18 protein-coding genes are annotated in these 20,209 nt (G+C 66.2%); 1 reads left to right on the top strand and 17 read right to left on the bottom strand.

Annotated elements, in window-relative coordinates; genetic code table 11:
• Window positions 1–13 precede the first annotated feature (13 nt).
• From carB to R3P93_RS12075, 9 genes are all read right to left on the bottom strand, one after another.
• A complete protein-coding gene (carB, locus tag R3P93_RS12115) occupies window positions 14–3,352 on the bottom strand; it encodes a carbamoyl-phosphate synthase large subunit (RefSeq protein WP_317533102.1) in 3,339 nt (1,112 codons plus the stop codon).
• The gene (gene carA / locus R3P93_RS12110; protein WP_094670216.1) at window positions 3,352–4,482 is read right to left on the bottom strand and encodes a glutamine-hydrolyzing carbamoyl-phosphate synthase small subunit; all 1,131 of its coding nucleotides are present in this window, start codon (window positions 4,480–4,482) and stop codon (window positions 3,352–3,354) included. Before carA ends, carB begins: the two co-directional genes overlap by 1 nt.
• On the bottom strand, window positions 4,479–4,985 hold the full coding sequence (locus R3P93_RS12105; RefSeq protein WP_068050555.1) for a PH-like domain-containing protein: 507 nt from the start codon (window positions 4,983–4,985) through the stop codon (window positions 4,479–4,481). Before R3P93_RS12105 ends, carA begins: the two co-directional genes overlap by 4 nt.
• 4 nt (window positions 4,986–4,989) lie before the next feature.
• A complete protein-coding gene (locus R3P93_RS12100) occupies window positions 4,990–6,306 on the bottom strand; it encodes a dihydroorotase (RefSeq protein WP_156516213.1) in 1,317 nt (438 codons plus the stop codon).
• A complete protein-coding gene (locus R3P93_RS12095; RefSeq protein WP_149405845.1) occupies window positions 6,303–7,316 on the bottom strand; it encodes an aspartate carbamoyltransferase catalytic subunit in 1,014 nt (337 codons plus the stop codon). Before R3P93_RS12095 ends, R3P93_RS12100 begins: the two co-directional genes overlap by 4 nt.
• On the bottom strand, window positions 7,313–7,900 hold the full coding sequence (gene pyrR / locus R3P93_RS12090; protein ID WP_094641904.1) for a bifunctional pyr operon transcriptional regulator/uracil phosphoribosyltransferase PyrR: 588 nt from the start codon (window positions 7,898–7,900) through the stop codon (window positions 7,313–7,315). The genes R3P93_RS12095 and pyrR overlap by 4 nt, the downstream gene beginning before the upstream one ends.
• Before the next feature lie 139 nt (window positions 7,901–8,039).
• Window positions 8,040–8,594, bottom strand: coding sequence for a transcription antitermination factor NusB (nusB, locus tag R3P93_RS12085; RefSeq protein ID WP_094641906.1), 555 nt, complete (start codon window positions 8,592–8,594; stop codon window positions 8,040–8,042).
• Between the two features lies 1 nt (window position 8,595).
• Entirely contained in the window at window positions 8,596–9,159 is a 564-nt protein-coding gene (gene efp, locus R3P93_RS12080; protein WP_317533101.1) for an elongation factor P, read from the bottom strand.
• Between the two features lie 77 nt (window positions 9,160–9,236).
• Entirely contained in the window at window positions 9,237–10,340 is a 1,104-nt protein-coding gene (locus tag R3P93_RS12075; protein WP_317533100.1) for a M24 family metallopeptidase, read from the bottom strand.
• A gap of 106 nt (window positions 10,341–10,446) precedes the next feature.
• Between R3P93_RS12075 and R3P93_RS12070 the strand changes: the two genes are divergently transcribed.
• The gene (locus tag R3P93_RS12070) at window positions 10,447–11,106 is read left to right on the top strand and encodes a B-4DMT family transporter (protein ID WP_317533099.1); all 660 of its coding nucleotides are present in this window, start codon (window positions 10,447–10,449) and stop codon (window positions 11,104–11,106) included.
• An 89-nt stretch (window positions 11,107–11,195) separates the two neighbouring features.
• Here the strand turns inward: R3P93_RS12070 and aroB are convergent, their stop codons facing one another.
• From aroB to alaS, 8 genes are all read right to left on the bottom strand, one after another.
• Complete coding sequence (aroB, locus tag R3P93_RS12065) at window positions 11,196–12,308, bottom strand: 3-dehydroquinate synthase (protein ID WP_068050562.1); 1,113 nt, start codon at window positions 12,306–12,308, stop codon at window positions 11,196–11,198.
• 14 nt (window positions 12,309–12,322) lie between these two features.
• Window positions 12,323–12,874, bottom strand: coding sequence for a shikimate kinase (locus R3P93_RS12060; protein ID WP_068050563.1), 552 nt, complete (start codon window positions 12,872–12,874; stop codon window positions 12,323–12,325).
• Window positions 12,871–14,058: a chorismate synthase gene (aroC, locus tag R3P93_RS12055; RefSeq protein ID WP_317533098.1), complete on the bottom strand. Its 1,188-nt coding sequence runs from the start codon at window positions 14,056–14,058 to the stop codon at window positions 12,871–12,873. The genes R3P93_RS12060 and aroC overlap by 4 nt, the downstream gene beginning before the upstream one ends.
• Window positions 14,059–14,070: 12 nt before the next feature.
• Complete coding sequence (locus R3P93_RS12050) at window positions 14,071–14,643, bottom strand: prepilin peptidase (protein ID WP_231893997.1); 573 nt, start codon at window positions 14,641–14,643, stop codon at window positions 14,071–14,073.
• Between the two features lie 138 nt (window positions 14,644–14,781).
• The gene (locus tag R3P93_RS12045) at window positions 14,782–15,594 is read right to left on the bottom strand and encodes a shikimate dehydrogenase (RefSeq protein ID WP_317533154.1); all 813 of its coding nucleotides are present in this window, start codon (window positions 15,592–15,594) and stop codon (window positions 14,782–14,784) included.
• Between the two features lies 1 nt (window position 15,595).
• Window positions 15,596–17,002 carry an endolytic transglycosylase MltG gene (locus R3P93_RS12040; RefSeq protein WP_068050566.1) on the bottom strand — a complete coding sequence of 469 codons (1,407 nt, stop codon included), beginning with the start codon at window positions 17,000–17,002 and terminating at the stop codon, window positions 15,596–15,598.
• Window positions 16,999–17,529, bottom strand: a complete 531-nt coding sequence (gene ruvX, locus R3P93_RS12035) for a Holliday junction resolvase RuvX (RefSeq protein WP_068050567.1) — start codon at window positions 17,527–17,529, stop codon at window positions 16,999–17,001. Before ruvX ends, R3P93_RS12040 begins: the two co-directional genes overlap by 4 nt.
• 5 nt (window positions 17,530–17,534) lie before the next feature.
• Window positions 17,535–20,204, bottom strand: coding sequence for an alanine--tRNA ligase (alaS, locus tag R3P93_RS12030; protein ID WP_317533097.1), 2,670 nt, complete (start codon window positions 20,202–20,204; stop codon window positions 17,535–17,537).
• Between the last annotated feature and the right edge of the window lie 5 nt (window positions 20,205–20,209).

The raw sequence follows: 20,209 nt of genomic DNA, 5'->3' as shown, positions 1-20,209 counted from the left end.
TCTCGGATCTATCTCAGCCTTCCAGCCCCTGCTTCAGGCCCGCATGCAGATCCTGCAGCGAGCGAACGCCGATTCCACCGGCGATACCGGCCTCGATGCCCTGCACGGCTGCCGAGGCTCCCTGCACCGTGGTGATGCACGGGATGTTCTGTGCCACTGCGGCGCTTCGGATCTCGTAGCCGTCGACGCGAGGGCCGGAGTTGCCGTACGGGGTGTTGATCACCATGGCGATGTCACCGGCGAGTATCCGGTCGACTACGGTCCGCTCCCCCTCCGGCACGTCCTCACCGGACTGCTTGTACACCTGCTCACATTTGATTCCGTTGCGCCGCAACACATCAGCGGTACCTTCGGTCGCCAGAATCGTGAAGCCCAGATCCGCGAGTCGCTTCACCGGGAAGATCAGTGATCGCTTGTCCTTGTTGGCCACCGATACGAACACCGCGCCGCCCGCGGGCAACGAGCCGTACGCAGCGGTCTGACTCTTGGCGAACGCGGTACCGAAATCGAAGTCGATTCCCATCACCTCACCGGTGGACTTCATCTCCGGGCTGAGCAGGGTGTCCACTCCGGTTCCGTCCGCACGACGGAACCGGTTGAACGGCAACACCGCTTCCTTGACTGCGATCGGGGCACCGGCCGGGACGGTGCCACCGTCCCCGGTCTCGGGCAGGATGCCCGCGGTCCGCAGCTCGGCGATGGTCTCCCCGAGCATCACTCGGGCGCAGGCTTTCGCGAGCTGAACTGCCGTCGCCTTGGACACGAACGGAACCGTGCGGCTCGCACGCGGGTTGGCCTCGAGGACGTACAGGATGTCGTCCTTGAGTGCGTACTGCACGTTGAGCAGGCCACGTACACCGATGCCCTTCGCGAGAGCCTCGGTGGACCGTCGGACGTTCTCGATGTCGGTCTTGCCGAGCGTGATCGGCGGCAACGCGCACGCCGAGTCGCCGGAGTGGATCCCGGCCTCCTCGATGTGTTCCATGATGCCGCCGATGTAGACCTCGGTGCCGTCGCACAATGCGTCGACGTCGATCTCGACCGCATCTTCGAGGAATCGGTCGACCAGCACCGGACGATCGTCCGAGATCTCCGTCGCGTTGGAGATGTACGTCGCGAGCGATGCCTCGTCGTACACGATCTCCATGCCGCGTCCGCCGAGCACGTAGGACGGGCGCACCAGTACCGGGTAGCCGATACCTGCGGCGATCTCACGGGCCCCGTCGAACGTCGTCGCCGTGCCGTACTTGGCAGCGGGCAACCCGGCTGCGTCGAGCACCTTGCCGAACTCGCCCCGGTCCTCGGCGAGATCGATCGCCTCGGGCGATGTGCCGACGATCGGGACGCCTGCGGCCTTCAGCCGCTTCGCCAGGCCGAGCGGAGTTTGGCCGCCCAGCTGCACGATGACCCCGCGCACCGTTCCCGAGGCGGCCTCGGCCCGGTACACCTCGAGTACGTCCTCGAAGGTCAGTGGCTCGAAGTACAGGCGGTCGGCGGTGTCGTAGTCGGTGGAGACGGTTTCGGGGTTGCAGTTGACCATCACCGTCTCGTAGCCGGCCTCGGACAGTGTCTGCGCCGCGTGTACACAGCTGTAGTCGAATTCGATGCCCTGGCCGATGCGGTTGGGACCCGAGCCCAGGATGAGCACCTTGGGGCGGTCCGGCTGCGGGGCCACCTCGGATTCGGCCTCGGGGTCGAGCTCGTAGGTGCCGTAGTGGTACGGCGTCTTGGCCTCGAACTCGGCGGCGCAGGTGTCGACCGTCTTGTAGACCGGATGCACACCCAGCTCGGTACGCAGCGCACGCACACCGTCCTCACCGCCCAGTTCGGGACGCAGAGCTGCGATCTGGCGGTCGGACAGACCGTGGTACTTCGCCTGACGCAGCAGCGCCTCGTCGAATTCGGCCGCCTCGCGAACCTGCACGCCGAGTTCGTGGATCTGCTGGAACTGATCGAGGAACCACGGGTCGATCTTGGTCGCCTCGAAGAGCTGCTCGAGGGTGGCGCCCATCGCGAACGCCTTCTCGATTCCGTACATCCGACCGTCCTGAGGAACGGACAGGTCCTTCAGCAGCGCTTCGAGGCTGTCGGCCTCCACGTCGGGGCCGGTCCAGTACCCCGCGCGCTTGGTTTCGAGCGAGCGCATCACCTTGCCGAATGCCTCGGTGAAGTTGCGGCCGATGGACATCGCCTCACCGACGGACTTCATCGTCGTGGTCAGCGTGCCGTCGGCACCGGGGAACTTCTCGAACGCGAACCGCGGTGCCTTGACGACCACGTAGTCCAGGGTCGGCTCGAAGCACGCCGGGGTCTCGCGGGTGATGTCGTTGACGATCTCGTCGAGGGTGTAGCCGATGGCCAGCTTGGCGGCCATCTTCGCGATCGGGTAACCGGTTGCCTTCGATGCCAGCGCCGACGAGCGCGACACGCGGGGGTTCATCTCGATGACGACGAGGCGGCCGTCCGCCGGATCCATCGCGAACTGGATGTTGCAGCCACCGGTGTCGACGCCCACCTCACGGAGGATGTCGATGGAAAGGTCGCGCATCTTCTGGTACTCGCGGTCGGTCAGCGTCATGGCCGGGGCGACGGTCACCGAGTCGCCGGTGTGTACGCCCACTGGGTCCACGTTCTCGATGGAGCACACGATGACCACGTTGTCGCGGCCGTCGCGCATCAGCTCGAGCTCGTATTCCTTCCAGCCGAGGATGGACTCCTCGATGAGGACGTTCGCCGTGGGTGAGGCCGACAGACCGCCACCGGCGATTCGGGTCAGGTCCTCGTCGTTGTAGGCCAGCCCCGAACCGAGACCGCCCATGGTGAACGACGGCCGTACGACGACCGGGAAGCCGAGCTCGGCGACGGTCTCGCGCACCTCGTCCATCGTGTAGCAGACGGCAGACTTGGCGGACTCGCCACCGACCTTGGCGACGATGTCCTTGAACTTCTGGCGATCCTCGCCGCGCTGGATGGCGTCGAAGTCGGCACCGATCAGCTCGACGCCGTACTTGGTGAGAATGCCCTGATCGTGCAGTGCGACAGCGGCATTGAGTGCTGTCTGCCCACCCAGGGTCGCGAGCACGGCCTGGATGGGGTGGCCCTGCTCGGCCTCGCGGGCGAAGATCTTCTCGATGAATTCCGCAGTGATCGGCTCGACGTAGGTGGCGTCGGCGAACTCGGGGTCGGTCATGATCGTCGCGGGGTTGGAGTTGACGAGGCTGACGCGCAGTCCCTCCTCGCGCAGCACTCGGCAGGCCTGGGTGCCGGAGTAGTCGAACTCACAGGCCTGACCGATGACGATCGGGCCGGATCCGATGACCAGGACGTGGTTCAGGTCTGTGCGGCGTGGCATTACTTCTTCTCCTGAAGGACGCTGGTGAAACGGTCGAAGAGGTAGGCGGCGTCGTGTGGACCTGCCGCGGCCTCGGGGTGGTACTGCACGGAGAAGGCGCTACCGCTGATCAGTTCGACGCCTTCGACGGTGCCGTCGTTGGCGCAGGTGTGGCTGATCCGGGCGCGGCCGAAGTCGGTGTCGAATTCCTCGCCCGCTTCGCCTTCGAGTGCGAATCCGTGATTCTGCGCGGTGATCGCGATGCGTCCGGTGGTGTGCTCGATGACCGGGATGTTCATGCCGCGGTGGCCGAACTTCATCTTGTAGGTGCCACGGCCCAGTGCCCGCCCGAAGATCTGATTTCCGAAGCAGATACCGAACAGCGGCAGCTCACGTTCGAGTACCTGCCTGGTCAACGCGACGCTGGTGTCCGCCGTGGCCGGGTCGCCCGGTCCGTTGGAGAGGAAGACACCGTCCGGGTTCAGTTCCAGAACCTGCTCGATGGTGGTGTTCGACGGCACCACGTGCACGCGGATACCGCGCTCGGCGAACATCCGCGGAGTGTTGGTCTTGATACCGAGATCGACTGCGACGACGGTGAACCGAGCATCACCGGACGGCTCGATGGTGTAGCCGGCTCCGGTGGTCACTTCACCGGCGAGGTCGGCACCGAGCATGGACGGCTGATCGACCACCTGCTCGAGCATCTCCTCCGAGGTGCCGAGTGCGTCGCCGGAGAACACTCCCGCTCGCATCGAGCCGCGGGTGCGCAGGTGCCGTACCAGGGCGCGTGTGTCGATTCCGGCGATGCCCACCACGTTCTGGGCCTCGAGCTGATCCTGCAGAGTTCCGGTCGAGCGCCAACTCGAGGTACGGCGCGCCGGATCTCGAACGACGTATCCGGCGACCCAGATCTTGTTGGGATCCTGGGCGCTGGCGGCTTCACCGTCCTCCTGGTTCCAGCCGGTGTTGCCGATCTGCGGCGCGGTCGCGACGACGATCTGTCGGTGATAGCTCGGGTCGGTCAGTGTCTCCTGGTACCCGGTCATTCCGGTACAGAACACGGCCTCGCCGAGGGTGCGCCCCTGTGCGCCGAATGTGGTGCCGCGGAATGTCCGGCCGTCCTCCAGAACAAGAACTGCGCTGCTCACGCGGTTTCCTCCTTGGTTTCTCCGGTGGAACTCGCTGTCCACACCGGGTAGATCTGCTTGTCGTCGGCCCGGAAGCCGGTGTCTATCTCGGTCCCCGTCGGGAGCTCCCAACGAATGACCAGAAGCCCGTCCTTGGTCATGACCTTGCCCGCCAACCCGCGCTCGGTGCGGATCGCACGAATCGATTCCGCTGGAATCCAGATGGGAGATTCACCGTCTCGATCGAGCAGAATGCCCTTCTCGTATCGCGACAGTTCGCCGGTGGCGCGATGGCCGATGTCGCCGACGGCGATCCGGTCCTGCCAGCTCGGCGCGATGGTGCTGCCGACGTACAGGCCGGTGGCCGGCTCGATGTGAGTGGCACCCAGATTTTCGGGCACGGCCGGGAATTCACCGATTCGGTCTTCCTGACGCTTCTGCCGTCCTCTCCAACCCCAGAAGATCAGGGCGATCATCAGCGCCCAGAACAGGACGAATCCGATGACGATGAGAACTCTGTCCACGGCTCTACTCTCCCGCTCTGTTCGCCACGACTCCGTCGCGAACGGTGATTCGTCCGCGCAACACCGTCGTGGTCACCTTCGAGGAGAAGGTCATGTCCTCGAACGGAGTGTTGTGTGCGACACTGGCCAGCTTCTCGCCCGAGACCGTCCAGCTCGAATTCGCATCCACCAGCGTCAGATTGGCGATCTCACCGACCTCGATGGGCCGTCCCTGATCAACCAGTCCGACGATTTCGGCAGGACGCTCGCTCATCACCCGCGCCACGCCGCGCCAATCGAGCAGGCCCGGGGTCACCATCGTGTCGACGACGATCGACAGTGCGGTTTCGAGCCCGAGCATCCCGGGACGGGCGATCGAGAACTCACAGCACTTGTCCTGTTCGGCATGCGGCGCGTGATCGGTTGCCACACAATCGATCACACCGTCGGCCAGGCCCTTGCGCAGGGCGTCGACATCGGACTTCTCGCGTAGCGGCGGGTTCACCTTGTTGATCGCGTCGTACGTCTCGAGCCGCGAATCGTCCAGCAGCAGGTGATGCGGGGTGACCTCGGCAGTGATCGAAATACCCTGTCCGCGTGCCCATTTCATCAGCTCGACGGTTCCCGCGGTGGACGCGTGGCAGATGTGCACCCGCGCACCCGCGTCACGGGCCAGCAGGGCGTCGCGCGCGACGATCGATTCTTCTGCCGCGCGTGGCCAACCGGCCAGTCCGAGCCGCGCCGCAGTGGGGCCCTCGTGGGCGACGGCACCGACGGTGAGCCTGGGCTCCTCGGCGTGCTGAGCGATGAGGACACCGAGCGAACTCGAGTATTCCAATGCCCGACGCATGATCAGTGGATCGTCGACGCAGTGGCCGTCGTCCGAGAACATCTTCACCCGGCCGATTCCCGCTGCCATCGTGGCCATCTCGGCGAGCTGCTTGCCCTTCAAACCGACCGTGATCGCACCGACCGGGTGGACGTCGACGAGGCCCACTTCCTGTCCCCGACGCCAGACGTGATCGGTGACCACCACCGAGTCGGCAACCGGATCGGTGTTCGCCATCGCGAACACCGCGGTGTAGCCGCCCAGAGCCGCTGCCGCCGAACCGGATTCGATCGTTTCGGTGTCCTCGCGGCCGGGTTCGCGCAGGTGCGTGTGCATGTCGACGAATCCGGGCAGCAGAATCTGGCCGCGGGCATCGACCACCTCGGCTCCGTCGGCGTCGAGGTCCGCACCGATTCCGGCGATCTCTTCGCCGGTGATCAGAACGTCGGTCTCGGGGCCCTCGCCGTACAGCAGCACGCCGCGGAGCAGGACGGAGGTCGCAGGCGCGTTCACGATGCACCCCCGTCCGAACCGACCAGCAATCGGAACAGCACCGCCATCCGCACGTGAACTCCATTCGTAACCTGTTGCAGAACTGCAGTTTTCGGAGAATCGGCCACCGAGGACGCGATCTCCATACCGCGAAGCATCGGACCCGGGTGCAGGACGACGGCGTGCTCGGGCAGCAGGTCGAGGCGGCGCTGCGAGAGCCCGTACGTGATCGAGTACTCACGAGCGGAGGGGAAGAACCCGCCGTTCATTCGCTCGGCCTGCACTCTGAGCATCAACACCGCGTCCAGACCGGGCAGTTCGGCGTCGATATCGTGCGAGACCCGCACCGGCCAGCCGGTCACTCCGACGGGCAGCAGCGTCGGTGGTGCGATCAGCACCACTTCGGCACCGAGCGTGGCCAGCAGGATCGCATTCGAGCGCGCCACCCGGCTGTGCAGGATGTCGCCGACGATCGCCACCCGACGGCCGGCGATGTCCCCGAGTCGTTGACGAACCGTCAGGGCGTCGAGCAGGGCCTGGGTGGGGTGTTCGTGGGTACCGTCGCCTGCGTTGATCACCGCCGGGCCGCCACCAGGAGTGGAGCCTGCGGAACGACCATCGAGGCCAGGAGTGGAGCCTGCGGAACGACCGTCGAGGCCAGTTCCCTGATCGGCGGTCCATTGAGCGATCTGATGCGCAGCACCCGATGCCGGGTGTCGGACGATGAGCGCGTCGGCTCCGGCGGCGCGCAACGTCATCGCGGTGTCGCGGAGCGACTCCCCCTTCGACACCGACGAGCTGCTGGCGCTGACGTTGATGACATCGGCGCTCATCCACTTGCCTGCGACCTCGAACGAGACGCGGGTGCGCGTCGAGTTCTCGAAGAACACCGTCATGATGGTGCGTCCGCGCAGTGTCGGTAGTTTCTTGACCTCGCGGCCGAGAAGCGCCTGCTCGAATCGTTCGGCTTCGTCGAGGATCTCGGTGGCCGATTCGGCCGTCAGGTCGGCGACCGAGAGCAAGTGCTTCATCGAGCGGATCCTCCCTCGGACAGGCTGACCCCGTCGCGGCCGTCGTGTTCGGAGAGCAGCACCGACACGTCCTCGGTGCGCGCTGTGGGGACGTTCTTGCCGACGTAGTCCGCACGAAGTGGAAGTTCGCGATGGCCGCGGTCGATGAGGACCGCCAGCTGCACCGCACGGGGGCGACCGAGGTCACGCAGTGCGTCGAGCGCGGACCGTACGGTTCGCCCGGAGAACAGTACGTCGTCGACCAGTACGACCAGTGCGTCGTCGACGCCGCCTGTGGGCACCGAGGTGCGCTCGAGTGGTCGGTGCGGCTTGTTCCGCAGATCGTCGCGGTAGAGAGTGATGTCGAGGGACCCGAGCGGAGGCCGCACGCCCGAAAATGCCTCGATACGTTCTGCGAGCCGTTCCGCCAGCGTGGTCCCACGTGTGGGGATGCCCAGTAGCACCACGCGCGGCGAGTCCGCAGCGTCGAGGGCCGTCTTCTCGATGATCTGATGGGCCATGCGGGAGATGGTGCGTCCCACATCGGCCGAGGACAGCAATTCACGAACGGCGGGGTTCGCGGACGAGCTTTCGGGCGCAGGCAAACTACGACCTCCTTCTCCGCCTCTCTGGACGGATCGTTAAAGGATGTCTGACAACAACTGCGTAGAGCCTAGCAACGCTCTGCGAACCGAGACCAGCAGGCTCGCAGAGCGTTCGGTCACACGTGCGTCGACCGTGCGATCACTGCTCGGCGTCGACCGACGCTTCACCGGACGCATCGGACTGGGTACGGCTCGAGACGGCCGCGGCCGCGGCGCGTACCTGCGGCGCGACCAGGACGATCTGACCCAGCACGCCGTTGACGAAGCCGGGCGAATCGTCGGTGGAGAGCTGTTTGGCCAGCTCGACGGCTTCGTCGACGGCGACGACCGGTGGCACGTCGGTGGCGTGGAACAACTCCCAGACGGCGACGCGCAGGATCGCCCTGTCCACCGCAGGCAGACGGGTGAGCGTCCAGTCCTTGAGGTGATCGGCGATCACGCCGTCAAGGCGATCGAGATTCTCGGCTACGCCCTCGACCAAGGTCGAGGTGTAATCACTGACGGGAGCGATCGTGTCGTCGCCGCGTGCGAGTTCGATGCGCTCGGTGGTCAGGTTCACCGGGTCGACGTTGCGCGCCTCCGCCTCGAACAGAAAATCCACCGCCCGCTTGCGGGCCTTGTGACGCGCACCCAGCTTCTTCGCACCGGGAGCACCGTTCTGCGAGGCAGAGGACGTCGACTTCTTCGATGACACGTTAGGAGTTCACACGCCCGAGGTAGTTTCCGTCACGCGAGTCGACCTTGAGCTTGTCGCCGGTGTTGATGAACAGCGGCACCGAGATCTCGGCTCCGGTCTCGAGGGTCGCCGGCTTGGTGCCGCCGGTGGAGCGATCGCCCTGCAGGCCGGGATCGGTGTGCTTGACCTCGAGCTCGACGGTGACGGGAAGCTCGACGTACAGCGGAACGCCCTCGTGCATGGCGACCTGAACGCGCAGGTTCTCGAGCAGGAAGCGTGCGCCGTCACCGACGGTGGCCTCACCGATCGAGAGCTGGTCGTATGTGTCGGCGTCCATGAACACGTAGTCGCTGCCGTCGTGGTAGAGGTACGTCATGTCGCGGCGGTCGACCGTTGCGGTGTCGACCTTCACACCGGCGTTGAACGTCTTGTCGACGACCTTGCCCGAGAGCACGTTCTTGAGCTTGGTCCGCACGAATGCGGGTCCCTTACCGGGCTTGACGTGCTGGAATTCGATGATCGACCACAGCTGGTTCTCCAGGTTGAGAACCAGTCCGTTCTTGAAATCGCTGGTGGAAGCCACTTGCTTCGCGTCTCCTCAATCGTTTGTGCGCGTGACGCGCTGTCGGTCACGGGCTTGGATTCGCTCCCGCCCGCGCGCTAGACGGACGTGAGTTCCTTGCTTGTCAGGGTGAGCAGTTCCGGACCCCCGTCGCGAACGACGAGTGTGTCCTCGATCCGAACGCCGCCGCGACCGGAGAAGTAGACACCCGGCTCGACGGTGACCGCTGCACCGCTCAGCAGTGTACCGGTGCTCGTCTCCGCGATTCCCGGCGCTTCGTGGATTTCCAGGCCGACGCCATGGCCGAGCCCGTGGAGGAAGTACTCCCCGTACCCTGCGTCCTCGATCACCGAGCGTGACGCGGCGTCGACCGAGGCGGTGGTCACTCCCGGTGCCAGGGCGTCGCGACCGGCAGTCTGCGACCGCTGCACCAGCTCGTACAGATCGCGCTGCCACTGCGCGGGACTACCGATGACGAAGGTTCGAGTCATGTCCGAGTGGTAGCCGCCGACGAGTGCACCGAAGTCGAGCTTGACGAAGTCGCCGTCGGCCAACACCGCATCGGTGGGCCGGTGGTGCGGGACCGCCGAGTTGGCACCCGCCGCAACGATGGTCTCGAACGAGATCGCATCGGCACCGTGGTCGAGCATCGCCGATTCCAGCTCGCGGGCGACCTCACGCTCGGTCCGGCCTGCCCGGATGCCGCCTCCACCGATCAATCGAGCCAGGGCCTCGTCGGCGGCGCGGCAGGCGTCCCGGAGCAACCCCACCTCGAACTCGTCCTTGACCATGCGCAAGGACTCCACGACACCCGGTGCGCGGACCAACTCCGCAGCACCGTCGAGCTCGGACCACGCGCGATGGGCGTCGACGGTCACCACGTGACTCTCGAAACCGATCCGGCCGCCGCTACCCGACACGCCCGATCGAAGCAGGTGTATCGCCGACGCCCGGTCGATCTCGGCCCGCAGATCCGGCACCTGCTCGGCCACCTGGGTGACGTACCGACCGTCTGTGCAGATGACCGTCCGATCCTCGTCACCGGCCGAATCGGCCACCGAGACCAGTAGCGCGGCGTTGGACCCGGTGAATCCAGTCAGATATCGCACGTTGAGAAGATCGGTGATCAGCATCGAATCGAGTCCGTCGGCGGCCAACAGTTCTCGTAGGGCACCACGACGGGCACCGAAATCGGCAGGCATGAGCCCGACATTACCGGTCGCCCCACAGGCTCCCCCTCCCTCGACCGGCTCGTCGAACTTGTGGGCCCCGACACACAAACTTCGACGTGCGGATATGCTGTGCCGCATGACTGGGTGGGCAGTGCGTGGCATAAGTATGGGATTGGTCAACGTCGTCGTTCGACTGCTGCTGGGGGCAGCAGTGTCGATGTGGCCGCTGAGCGGATCGGCACTGCGCTGGGTGGCATACGCCCTCGTGCTGCTCGTCATCATCGTGTGGGCCGGCATCGATGGAATCCGCGACCGGCGCATGCATCCCGACCCCGAGGACGGCGAGGACCTCACCATGGTCTGGCTCAAAGCCGCTGTGGTCGGTGGACTCCTCGGTGGTCTCCTGAGCTGGATCGTGGACTTCTTCGTCGATTTCAGCCTGGGTCAGAACGGTCTGGTCTTCGAACTCACGTCCGGAGCCGCGTTCACGATTCTCACCATCTTCATCGGCGCCAGCGTCGCGGTGTTCGTGGGACGACAGATCGTCAACCGCGAGGCCAAGAAGAAGTTGGCCACCTCGGACGCCGAACGTGCGCACGACCGCCAGCTGGTCAACGCCGGCCAGGAGAACCGTTCGGGTCAGGCAGAGGCGACGCGGACCGAACCCACGCGGACCGAAACGCAGTGGGCTCCCGAGCACGGCGACGCCGACACCGAGGTGTTCTCGGCAGTGGATGCGGACGGCAAGCCGCGGCTCGACAAGCGCGGCCGCCACGGCAGTGCCGACGGTTCCTGACTCCCCTACATCGACCTACGGGCGGTGATCGACGCTGTACGCGTCGATCACCGCCCGTTGTCGTCAGGCCCCGAGACGGGCCGACGGCGTCACAACATGATGGCCGACCCACCTGCGGCCGGGGCCTCGCGGCCGACCGCGGAGAATGCAGCGACGAGCAGTGCCGGATCCGGACCTTCGAGCCGTCCGGGCTTGGCCAAACCGTCCAGAACCACGAACCGCAGCAGCCCGGCCCGGTTCTTCTTGTCCGTCTGCATGCCCTTGAGCAGATCCGAGAACGCATACTCGTCGTAGGTGACCGGCAATCCGACCGATTCGAGAATCGAACGGTGGCGGTCGGCAGTGGCGTCGTCCAGGCGTCCGGCCAGACGTCCCAGCTCGGCCGCGAACACCAGACCGACCGACACCGCGGCACCGTGACGCCACCGGTACTGCTCCCGCCGCTCGATGGCGTGCGCGAGCGTGTGCCCGTAGTTCAGGATCTCGCGCAGGTTCGACTCACGCAGATCTGCCGCCACGACCTTCGCCTTGACCTCGACCGAGCGCCGAATCAGCTCCGGGAGCACGTCGCCGGTCGGATCCAGCGCCGCGGCAGGATCGGCTTCGATGATGTCCAGAATCTTCGGATCGGCGATGAATCCGGTCTTGATCACCTCGGCCAGGCCCGACACGATCTCGTTCTTCGGCACGGTCTCCAGGGTCGCCAGATCGATCAACACGGCAGCCGGTTCGTGGAAGGAGCCGACGAGGTTCTTGCCGGCATCGGTATTGATGCCGGTCTTGCCGCCCACGGCCGCGTCGACCATGGCCAGCAGCGTCGTCGGGACGTGGACGATACGAACTCCGCGCATCCAGGTCGCGGCCACGAATCCGGCCAGGTCCGTCGCCGCTCCGCCGCCCAGGCTGACGATGGCGTCGCTGCGAGTGAGACCGATTCGGCCGAGAACCTCCCAGCAGAACCCGGCCACGGCCAGATCCTTGCCGTCCTCGGCGTCCGGAATCTCGATGCGATGAGCGTCGATTCCCTTGTCCGCCAACGCCGCTCGCACTGCTTCCGCGGTCTCTGCCAGCGGAGGCTGGTGGAAGATCGCCACGGTGGCCGTTCCGGCGAGCTGGTCGACGAGATCCGTCAACAGACCTCGGCCGATGATCACCGGGTACGGGTTGGCAGTCTCGACCTGGACGCGCACTGGCTCTGTCATCGAATCACCTTCATCTACTGGGGGTTTTTCTCGTTCGCATCGCGCCCGGGAACAGGGGCGATGGCGGTCAGCTTCGACACCAACTGGCCCACGACCCGAGCGGGGCTGCGACTGTCGGTACGCACTCGCACCGTGGCCACCGATCGATAGAGAGGTCGCCGATGACGCATCAGTTCCTGGTACTTCGCACGCGGATCAGGACCGGCGAGCAACGGCCGAACCGTGTTCGCACCGGTACGCCGAAGCCCCTCGGCCACACTGATTTCCAGGTACACCACGGTGTGCCCGGACAGCAGAGCGCGGGTCGCGGGCGACAGCACAGCACCACCGCCGAGGGAGACGATCCCGTCGTGCGAGGCCAGAGCACCGGCGACTATCCGCTCCTCGATCTGCCGAAAGGCCGGTTCGCCGTCGTGCGAGAAGATATCGGCGATCGTACGACCGGTGTCTCGCTCGATGGCCACATCGGTGTCGAACAGGTCCAGGTCGAGAGCCTGTGCCAGCCGTCGACCGATCGTCGACTTGCCTGCTCCCGGCGGTCCGACGAGGACCGCGTACGGGGTCATCGTGGAGGTCGGGCGGCGGTGCCCTTCACGTAGTGGTCGACGTTACTCGTCGTCTCCGCCAGCGAGTCCCCACCGAACTTCTCCAACGCTGCCTGCGCGACGACCAGGGCGACCATCGTCTCGGCCACGACACCGGCAGCCGGAACAGCGCAGACATCCGAGCGCTGATGAATGGCCACCGCCTCGTCGCCGGTCGTCATGTCGACCGTTGCCAACGCGCGCGGAACCGTCGAGATGGGCTTCATCGCCGCCCGCACTCGCAGTGCCTCACCGTTGGTCATACCGCCCTCGATGCCGCCTGCCCGGTTGGTCGAGCGCAACACACCGTCCGGACCGGGCTTGATCTCGTCGTGAGCGACGCTTCCGCGTCGACGCGCGGTCTCGAAGCCGTCCCCGATCTCGACCCCCTTGATGGCCTGGATTCCCATCAGGGCCGCGGCGAGTCTTGCGTCGAGCTTGCGTTCTCCGGAGACGAACGACCCGAGGCCGACGGGCAGACCGTGCACCACGACCTCGACGACGCCGCCGAGGGTGTCACCGTCCTTCTTCGCTGCTTCGATCTCGGCGATCATCGATTCTTCGGCGGCCTTGTCGAAGGCGCGAACCGGAGATGCGTCGATCGCGTCGAGGTCCGCGCCTGCGGGCGGCGGCCCGACATAGGGGTCGGATGCCCCGATGGAGATCACATGGGACACGACGTCCACCCCGAACGCCTGCTTCAGGAACAGGCGGGCGACGGTGCCGATGGCGACCCGGGCGGCTGTCTCACGCGCGCTGGCGCGTTCGAGCACGGGGCGAGCGTCGTCGAAGCCGTACTTGAGCATCCCGGAGAAGTCGGCGTGGCCGGGCCGCGGCCGTGTCAACGGAGAGTTGCGCGCGAGATTCGCGAGCACTGCCTCGTCGACGGGATCGGCCGACATCACCTGCTCCCACTTGGGCCACTCGGTGTTGCCGACCTCGATCGCGACCGGACCACCCATGGTGCGTCCGTGTCGGACACCGCCGGTGAGGGTCACTTTGTCGGCCTCGAACTTCATGCGTGCACCTCGGCCGTAGCCGAGGCGACGGCGAGCGAGTTGAGAGGCAATGTCGTCCGAGGTCACCTCTACTCCCGCGACCATTCCTTCGAGAATGGCGACGAGAGCGGGTCCGTGGGATTCTCCGGCAGTTATCCAGCGCAGCACTCGAACATCTTTTCACGCCAGGGACGCCGCGGATGCCAGCAGGGTGGCCGCGCACATGGACGGGCCGTGCGGGATGCGGGCTCGCCGGTGCCCCAACGCCGCGGTGATCGACCCCACCACGGCAGTTGCCACCGGTGCCGACAGCGCGGCGATCGCCCATCCTCCCCCGCCGCCGACGCACGCGATCGAGCCGACCGACCAGGCGAGTTTGACGTCCCCCGCTCCGAACGCCGCGGGCGCGAGAAGGTGAACGACGAGATAGATCGCGAACAACAGAGCACCGCCCAGCAGTGCCCCCGGCGAACCGGTGAACACGAGCGCGATCGTCACCACGACCGCCCCGGGGACGGTCAAGGCGTTCGGCAACCGGCGTCGCTGCAGGTCGACCGCGCTGAGTGCGGCGAACCACCACGTCGTCACGCACAACGGAACCGCGTACTCGGTACCGCCGAAACGCCACCAGACCCATCCGGTACCGATCGCAGACAGCAGCGGCAGGAGCCGAGGACTCCATCGGACCAAACAGCGGCGCATCGTCAGCCCCACAACGGCACCGACCACGACCGCACCACACACGACAATCATGACCGAAGGCTTGCACCACGGCAGCGATCGACTGTGACGAAAGCCCAGGTGGAACGTTGCCCTGTGCACAACTCGGGGCCTGTGGACAACTCGCGGCCCGTGGACTACTCCGGCCCGTGGACTACTGCCGGCTCGAACTCACAACGCGGTGAACAGTGCGTCCCGCATGACCGCTCGCGGTGCCGGCCTGCCGGTGAACTGCTCCACCTGCCCGTACGCCTGATTGAGCAGCATCGACAATCCGCTGATGACGGTTCCACCGGCCTCGTCCACGGCAGTTGCCAGGGGCGTCGGCCAGGGATCGTAGATTGCGTCGAGGACCAGGGGCGCCTGGGCGAGATCCGACGCGATGTCCGCAGCCCCGGCCGCGGGCACGGTGCTGACGAGCACAGCGGACTCCGCTGCGACGGTGGCGAGCCGAGGGTCGGTCATGTCCGCGAATTCCGCGCGCATCCCCGCGGCGACGGCGCAGTCCAGTGTGTCTCGGGCGCGGTCGGCCGACCGCGCGACGACAGTGACCGCAGTCGCTCCTAGTCCGGCCAGCGCCACGATCGCCGGCCTCGACGTTCCTCCTGCGCCGACCACCGTCACGGTGCGACCGGACAGGTCCTCGATTCCGGCGTCGCGCAGTGCACCGACTATCCCATCGACGTCCGTGCAATCGGCGCGCCAGCCCGACTCGGTGCGCACCAGGGTGTTCGCCGAGCCGGCCAGAACTGCCCGCGCGGTGCGCTCGGTCGCGTACGCCAGAGCCGCGACCTTCCCCGGCATGGTGACCGACACGCCGACCCATTCGGGACCGAAACCGTCGAGCAGGCCGGGCAACTGCTCACCGGTGCAGTCGATGCGCTCGTAGGTCCAGTCGGCGAGGCCGAGCGCGCGGTACGCGGCACAGTGCAGCACCGGCGACTTCGAGTGTTCGACAGGGCTTCCGAGTACAGCGGCGCGCACGTCAGCGGCCGCTGTCGAGGAAGCCACCCTCGACCTTGGTGATGTTGGCCAGGTGTTCCTCGTAGCTGCGGGTGAACAGGGTTTCGCCCGCCTGGTTGATGGTCACGAAGTACAGCCAGTCACCGTCGGCGGGCATCTCGACCGCCTGCACCGCACCGATACTCGGCGAGGAGATCGGAGTTGCCGGCAGCCCTTCGCTGGCATAGGTGTTCCACGGTGTGACGCGGGCGCGATCGGCGTCGGTGGTGGCCACCTCGGTCGTGTCGAGCGAGTAGTTGACCGTCGAGTCGAACTCGAGCTTCTGCGGCACCGCGAGCCGATTGAGGATCACCCGGGCCACCTTGCTGAAGTCCTGCGGCAGCGACTCCCGCTCGACGAGCGACGCAGCGACGAGGGTGTCGTACGGAGTCAGCCCGGAGTTGGCACCCGCGGTGAGGATTCCGGTGTCCTCGTAGCGGGTCGCGCTCTCGGACACCAGCTGCTTCAGAATGTCGGTCGGAGCCGCGCTGGGATCGAAGTCCCAGGTTCCTGCGGCGATCAGGCCTTCGAGCTGGCGATCGCGGTCCGGGACTCCCTCGACGCGATCGGTGGCCCAGTCGGGCACGCCCAAGGCGGCCGGGTCGTCCACGGCTCCGGCCACGTTGAGGTCGTCGTAGCTCACGCAGGTGGGGGTTCCACTGCCGGTTCGGTCCACGCAGCTGGCCTCGGAGATCAGGGTGTAGATGCCCTTCTTGACGGCACCGGTGTTCACGTCGCGCGCGTCGTGCAGCTGACGGCCCTCCGAGATCACCATGTTGCCCACCCGGGACGCGGGGTCGACGAGTTCGTTCACGGCCTGCGAGGCAGGCACGTTGCTGGCGAGCAGATAGAAACCGGGTTGAACCGAGGTGATGGCGTTGTTCAGGAGCGCCGCTTCGAGGAAGGCTCCCGAACTGGCGACCACACCCTTGTCCGCTGCCTGGGTACCGATCTGTTGCGCGGTGTCGTTGGGATGAACCTGAATCACCACGCCGTCCCCCGGTGAGCCCGCGGTGAAGTCGGCGTTCGGTGTCGTGCGATTGCCGAACTTGTTCACCGCAAAATACGCTCCTCCCGCGACTGCCACGACCAGTACGAGCCCGAGTACCAGAGCGACCAGGCGGCCGCGGCGCTTGCGGCTGGAGGCAGCTCGGTCCTTCCGGGTCGCGGCACGGCTGCGGCCGACCTCCTGTGGCAACGCTCCGCGCTCGGCCTCGTGCTCCCGATCTGCGTCACGAGAGGACCGGGGATGCGGCTCCTGACGCTGCGGCGGGCCGTGCACAGTGCGGTGGAACTCGCTGCCCTCGTCCACGCGATAGCCGATCGGGTCGGTGTGCGCCTCGTCCGAGCGCGCATCTCGCCGGTCCCGATCGGACCCTTCGTAGTTCACTCGTCGACCTCCGTCGATCCTGAATTGTTCGCTGCACGATCCGATACGGCACGGCGCTCGTCGAGCCAGCCCTGCAGTATCGCGACCGCCGCAGCCTGATCGATCACCGATCGTTGGTTCTTGGCTCGCACTCCACTGTCCCGTAGCGCGCGCGATGCACTCACGGTAGTCAGTCGCTCGTCGGCCATCCGAATCGGCACATCACCCAGTCGCCGGTGCAGGGAGCGGCCGAATTTCTCGGCTGCGTCGACGGCGTTGCCGCGCTCTCCGCGCAGCGTCCGAGGAAGCCCGATGACGATCTCGACGGCCTCGTATTCGGCGACGATCTCCGCCACCCGCGCCACGTCCGGGGCGTCGGGACCCTTGATCTTCGATCGCGGCACGGTCTCGACCGGCGTGGCGAGTACACCGTCGGGATCGCTCGAGGCGATACCGATGCGCACACTGCCGACGTCGATGCCGATACGACGGCCGCGGCCGGGATCGTCGACTCCTGGCCGATCGGGGCCGCGCCCCTGAGCTACCACGATCGTCAGTGGGTGGTGAGTTCGGTCAATCGAGCCCGGGATGCGTCGATACCGGCTGGAATTCCGGCGACGTCCGATCCCGAACCCTGAGCCAACTCGGGCTTGCCGCCGCCTCGGCCACCGATACTCGGACCGAAGGCCGCCACCAGATCGCCTGCCGCGATGCCTGCATCCTGAGCTGCCTTGTTGGTCGAGACCACGAACGGGACCTTGCCGTTCACGGTGCCGAACAGCACCACCACGGCCGGATCCGCGCCCAGCCGGCCTCGGATATCGGTGACCAAGGTGCGCAAGTCGTTGCCGCCGACGCCGTCCGGTGCCTGCGCGATGACCGCTCGCACGTCGCCGAATCGCTCGGCCCTGCCGACGAACTCCCCTGCCGAGGCCAGCACTGCGGCGGCCTTGACCGCGTCGAGTTCCTTCTCCGCGACCCGCAGACGCTCGACCAGGGTCTCGATGCGGGCCGGAACCTCCTCGGACGGCACCTTCAGCGAGGACGCGATGCCGGCCAGCAGCGCGCGTTCCTTGGCGAGATAGCGGTACGAGTCGAGGCCGACGAAGGCTTCGACTCGGCGCACTCCCGAGCCCACGGAGGATTCACCGAGAATGGTCACCGGGCCGATCTGCGACGAGTGCTGCACGTGCGTACCACCGCACAGTTCCATCGAGAACGGTCCGCCGATCTCGACGACGCGCACTTCGTCGCCGTAGTTCTCACCGAACAGGGCCATGGCGCCCATCTTCTTGGCACTGTCGAGGTCGGTGACCATGGTGTTGACCGCGAAGTCCGAGCCCACCGCGTCGTTGGCGACGTTCTCGATGTCGTCGCGCTGCGCCTCCGAGAGCGCGCCCTGCCACGAGAAGTCGAATCGCAGGTAGCCGGGCTTGTTGAGCGATCCGGCCTGCGTCGCGTTCGGCCCGAGCACCTGTCGCAGTGCCGCGTGCACCATGTGGGTACCCGAGTGGCCCTGAGTCGCGCCCTTGCGCCACGCGTGGTCGACGTCGACGTGCACGGTGTCGCCCTCGGTGATCTGACCCGACTCGACCACCGACTTGTGCGTCCAGAGCTTCTTGGCGATCTTCTGCACGTCGTTGACCTTGACGCCGAGGCCGGGTGCAGTGATCGTGCCGATGTCGGCGATCTGGCCACCGGACTCGGCGTAGAGCGGGCTGCGGTCGAGGATGATCTCCACCGAGTCTCCCGCAACCGCGGTCGGTACGCGGACGCCGTTCGAGATCAGGGCCAATACCGTGGCCTCGGAGCCGAGTTCGTCGAATCCGGTGAACTCGGTCGGCGAACCGTCGACGAAATCCTTGTAGACCGTGAGGTCTGCGTGTGCGTGCTTGCGGGCACGGGCGTCGTCCTTGGCCCGGTTGCGCTGCTCGGCCATCAGCGAGCGGAAACCGTCCTCGTCCACCGACAGGCCGGCCTCGGCGGCCATCTCGAGCGTCAGATCGATCGGGAAACCATAGGTGTCGTGCAGCGCGAATGCCTCGGCACCGCCGATCTTCTTCGCGCCCGACGCCTTGACTGCCTCCGCCGCTCCCTCGAACAGCCGCGAACCCGAGGTCAGGGTCTTGAGGAACGCCGATTCCTCCCCCACTGCGACGGTCAGAATGCGATCGAAGTCGGTGACCAGATTCGGGTACGACTCGGCCATCGTGTCTCGTACGACGGTGACGAACTGCGCCATGGTCTCGTCGGGTGCGCCGAGCAGGCGTGCCGATCGGACGATGCGGCGCAGCAATCGGCGCAGCACGTAGCCGCGACCGTCGTTGCCGGGATTGACTCCGTCGGAGATCAGCAGCGCGGCGGTCCGGGCGTGATCGGCGATGACTCGGAAACGCACGTCGTCGTCGTGGTTGGCACCGTAGGCGCGTCCCGAGAGTTCCTCGGCCTTGGCGATCACCGGTCGGACGAGGTCGGTCTCGTAGACGTTGTCCACGCCCTGCAGCAGGAAGGCGACGCGCTCGACGCCCATGCCGGTGTCGATGTTCTGCTTCGGCAGCGGACCGAGGATCTCGAAGTCGTCCTTGCTGATTCCCTTGCCGCGTTCGTTCTGCATGAACACGAGGTTCCAGATCTCGATGTACCGATCCTCGTCGGCCTCGGGACCGCCCTCGGCACCGAACTCGGGTCCTCGGTCGTAGTAGATCTCCGAGCACGGGCCACAGGGTCCGGGAATGCCCATGGACCAGTAGTTGTCGGCCATTCCTCGGCGCTGAATTCGCTCGTCGGGCAGGCCTGCGATCTCCTTCCAAAGCTCGATCGCCTCGTCGTCGTCGAGATACGCGGTGGCCCAGATGCGCTCGGGATCGAACCCGTATCCGCCGTCCTCGACGCTGTCGGTCAACAGAGACCAGGCGTGCCGAATGGCGTCTCGCTTGAAGTAGTCGCCGAACGAGAAGTTTCCTGCCATCTGGAAGAACGTGTTGTGGCGGGTGGTGATACCGACGTTCTCGATGTCGAGCGTGCGCACGCACTTCTGGACGCTCGTCGCCGTCTTGTACGGCGGTGTCTGCTGACCGAGGAAGAACGGCACGAACGGAACCATGCCCGCATTGACGAACAGCAGATTGGGGTCGTCGAGGATCAACGACGCACTGGGTACTTCGGTGTGTCCCGCCTTCACGAAATGGTCGAGGAAACGCCTGCGGATCTCATGGGTCTGCACGGATA

Origin of the sequence: Rhodococcus cerastii (assembly GCF_033042195.1) — a bacterium.
GTDB lineage: Bacteria > Actinomycetota > Actinomycetes > Mycobacteriales > Mycobacteriaceae > Rhodococcoides.
This window is presented reverse-complemented; position numbering and strand designations above follow the sequence as displayed.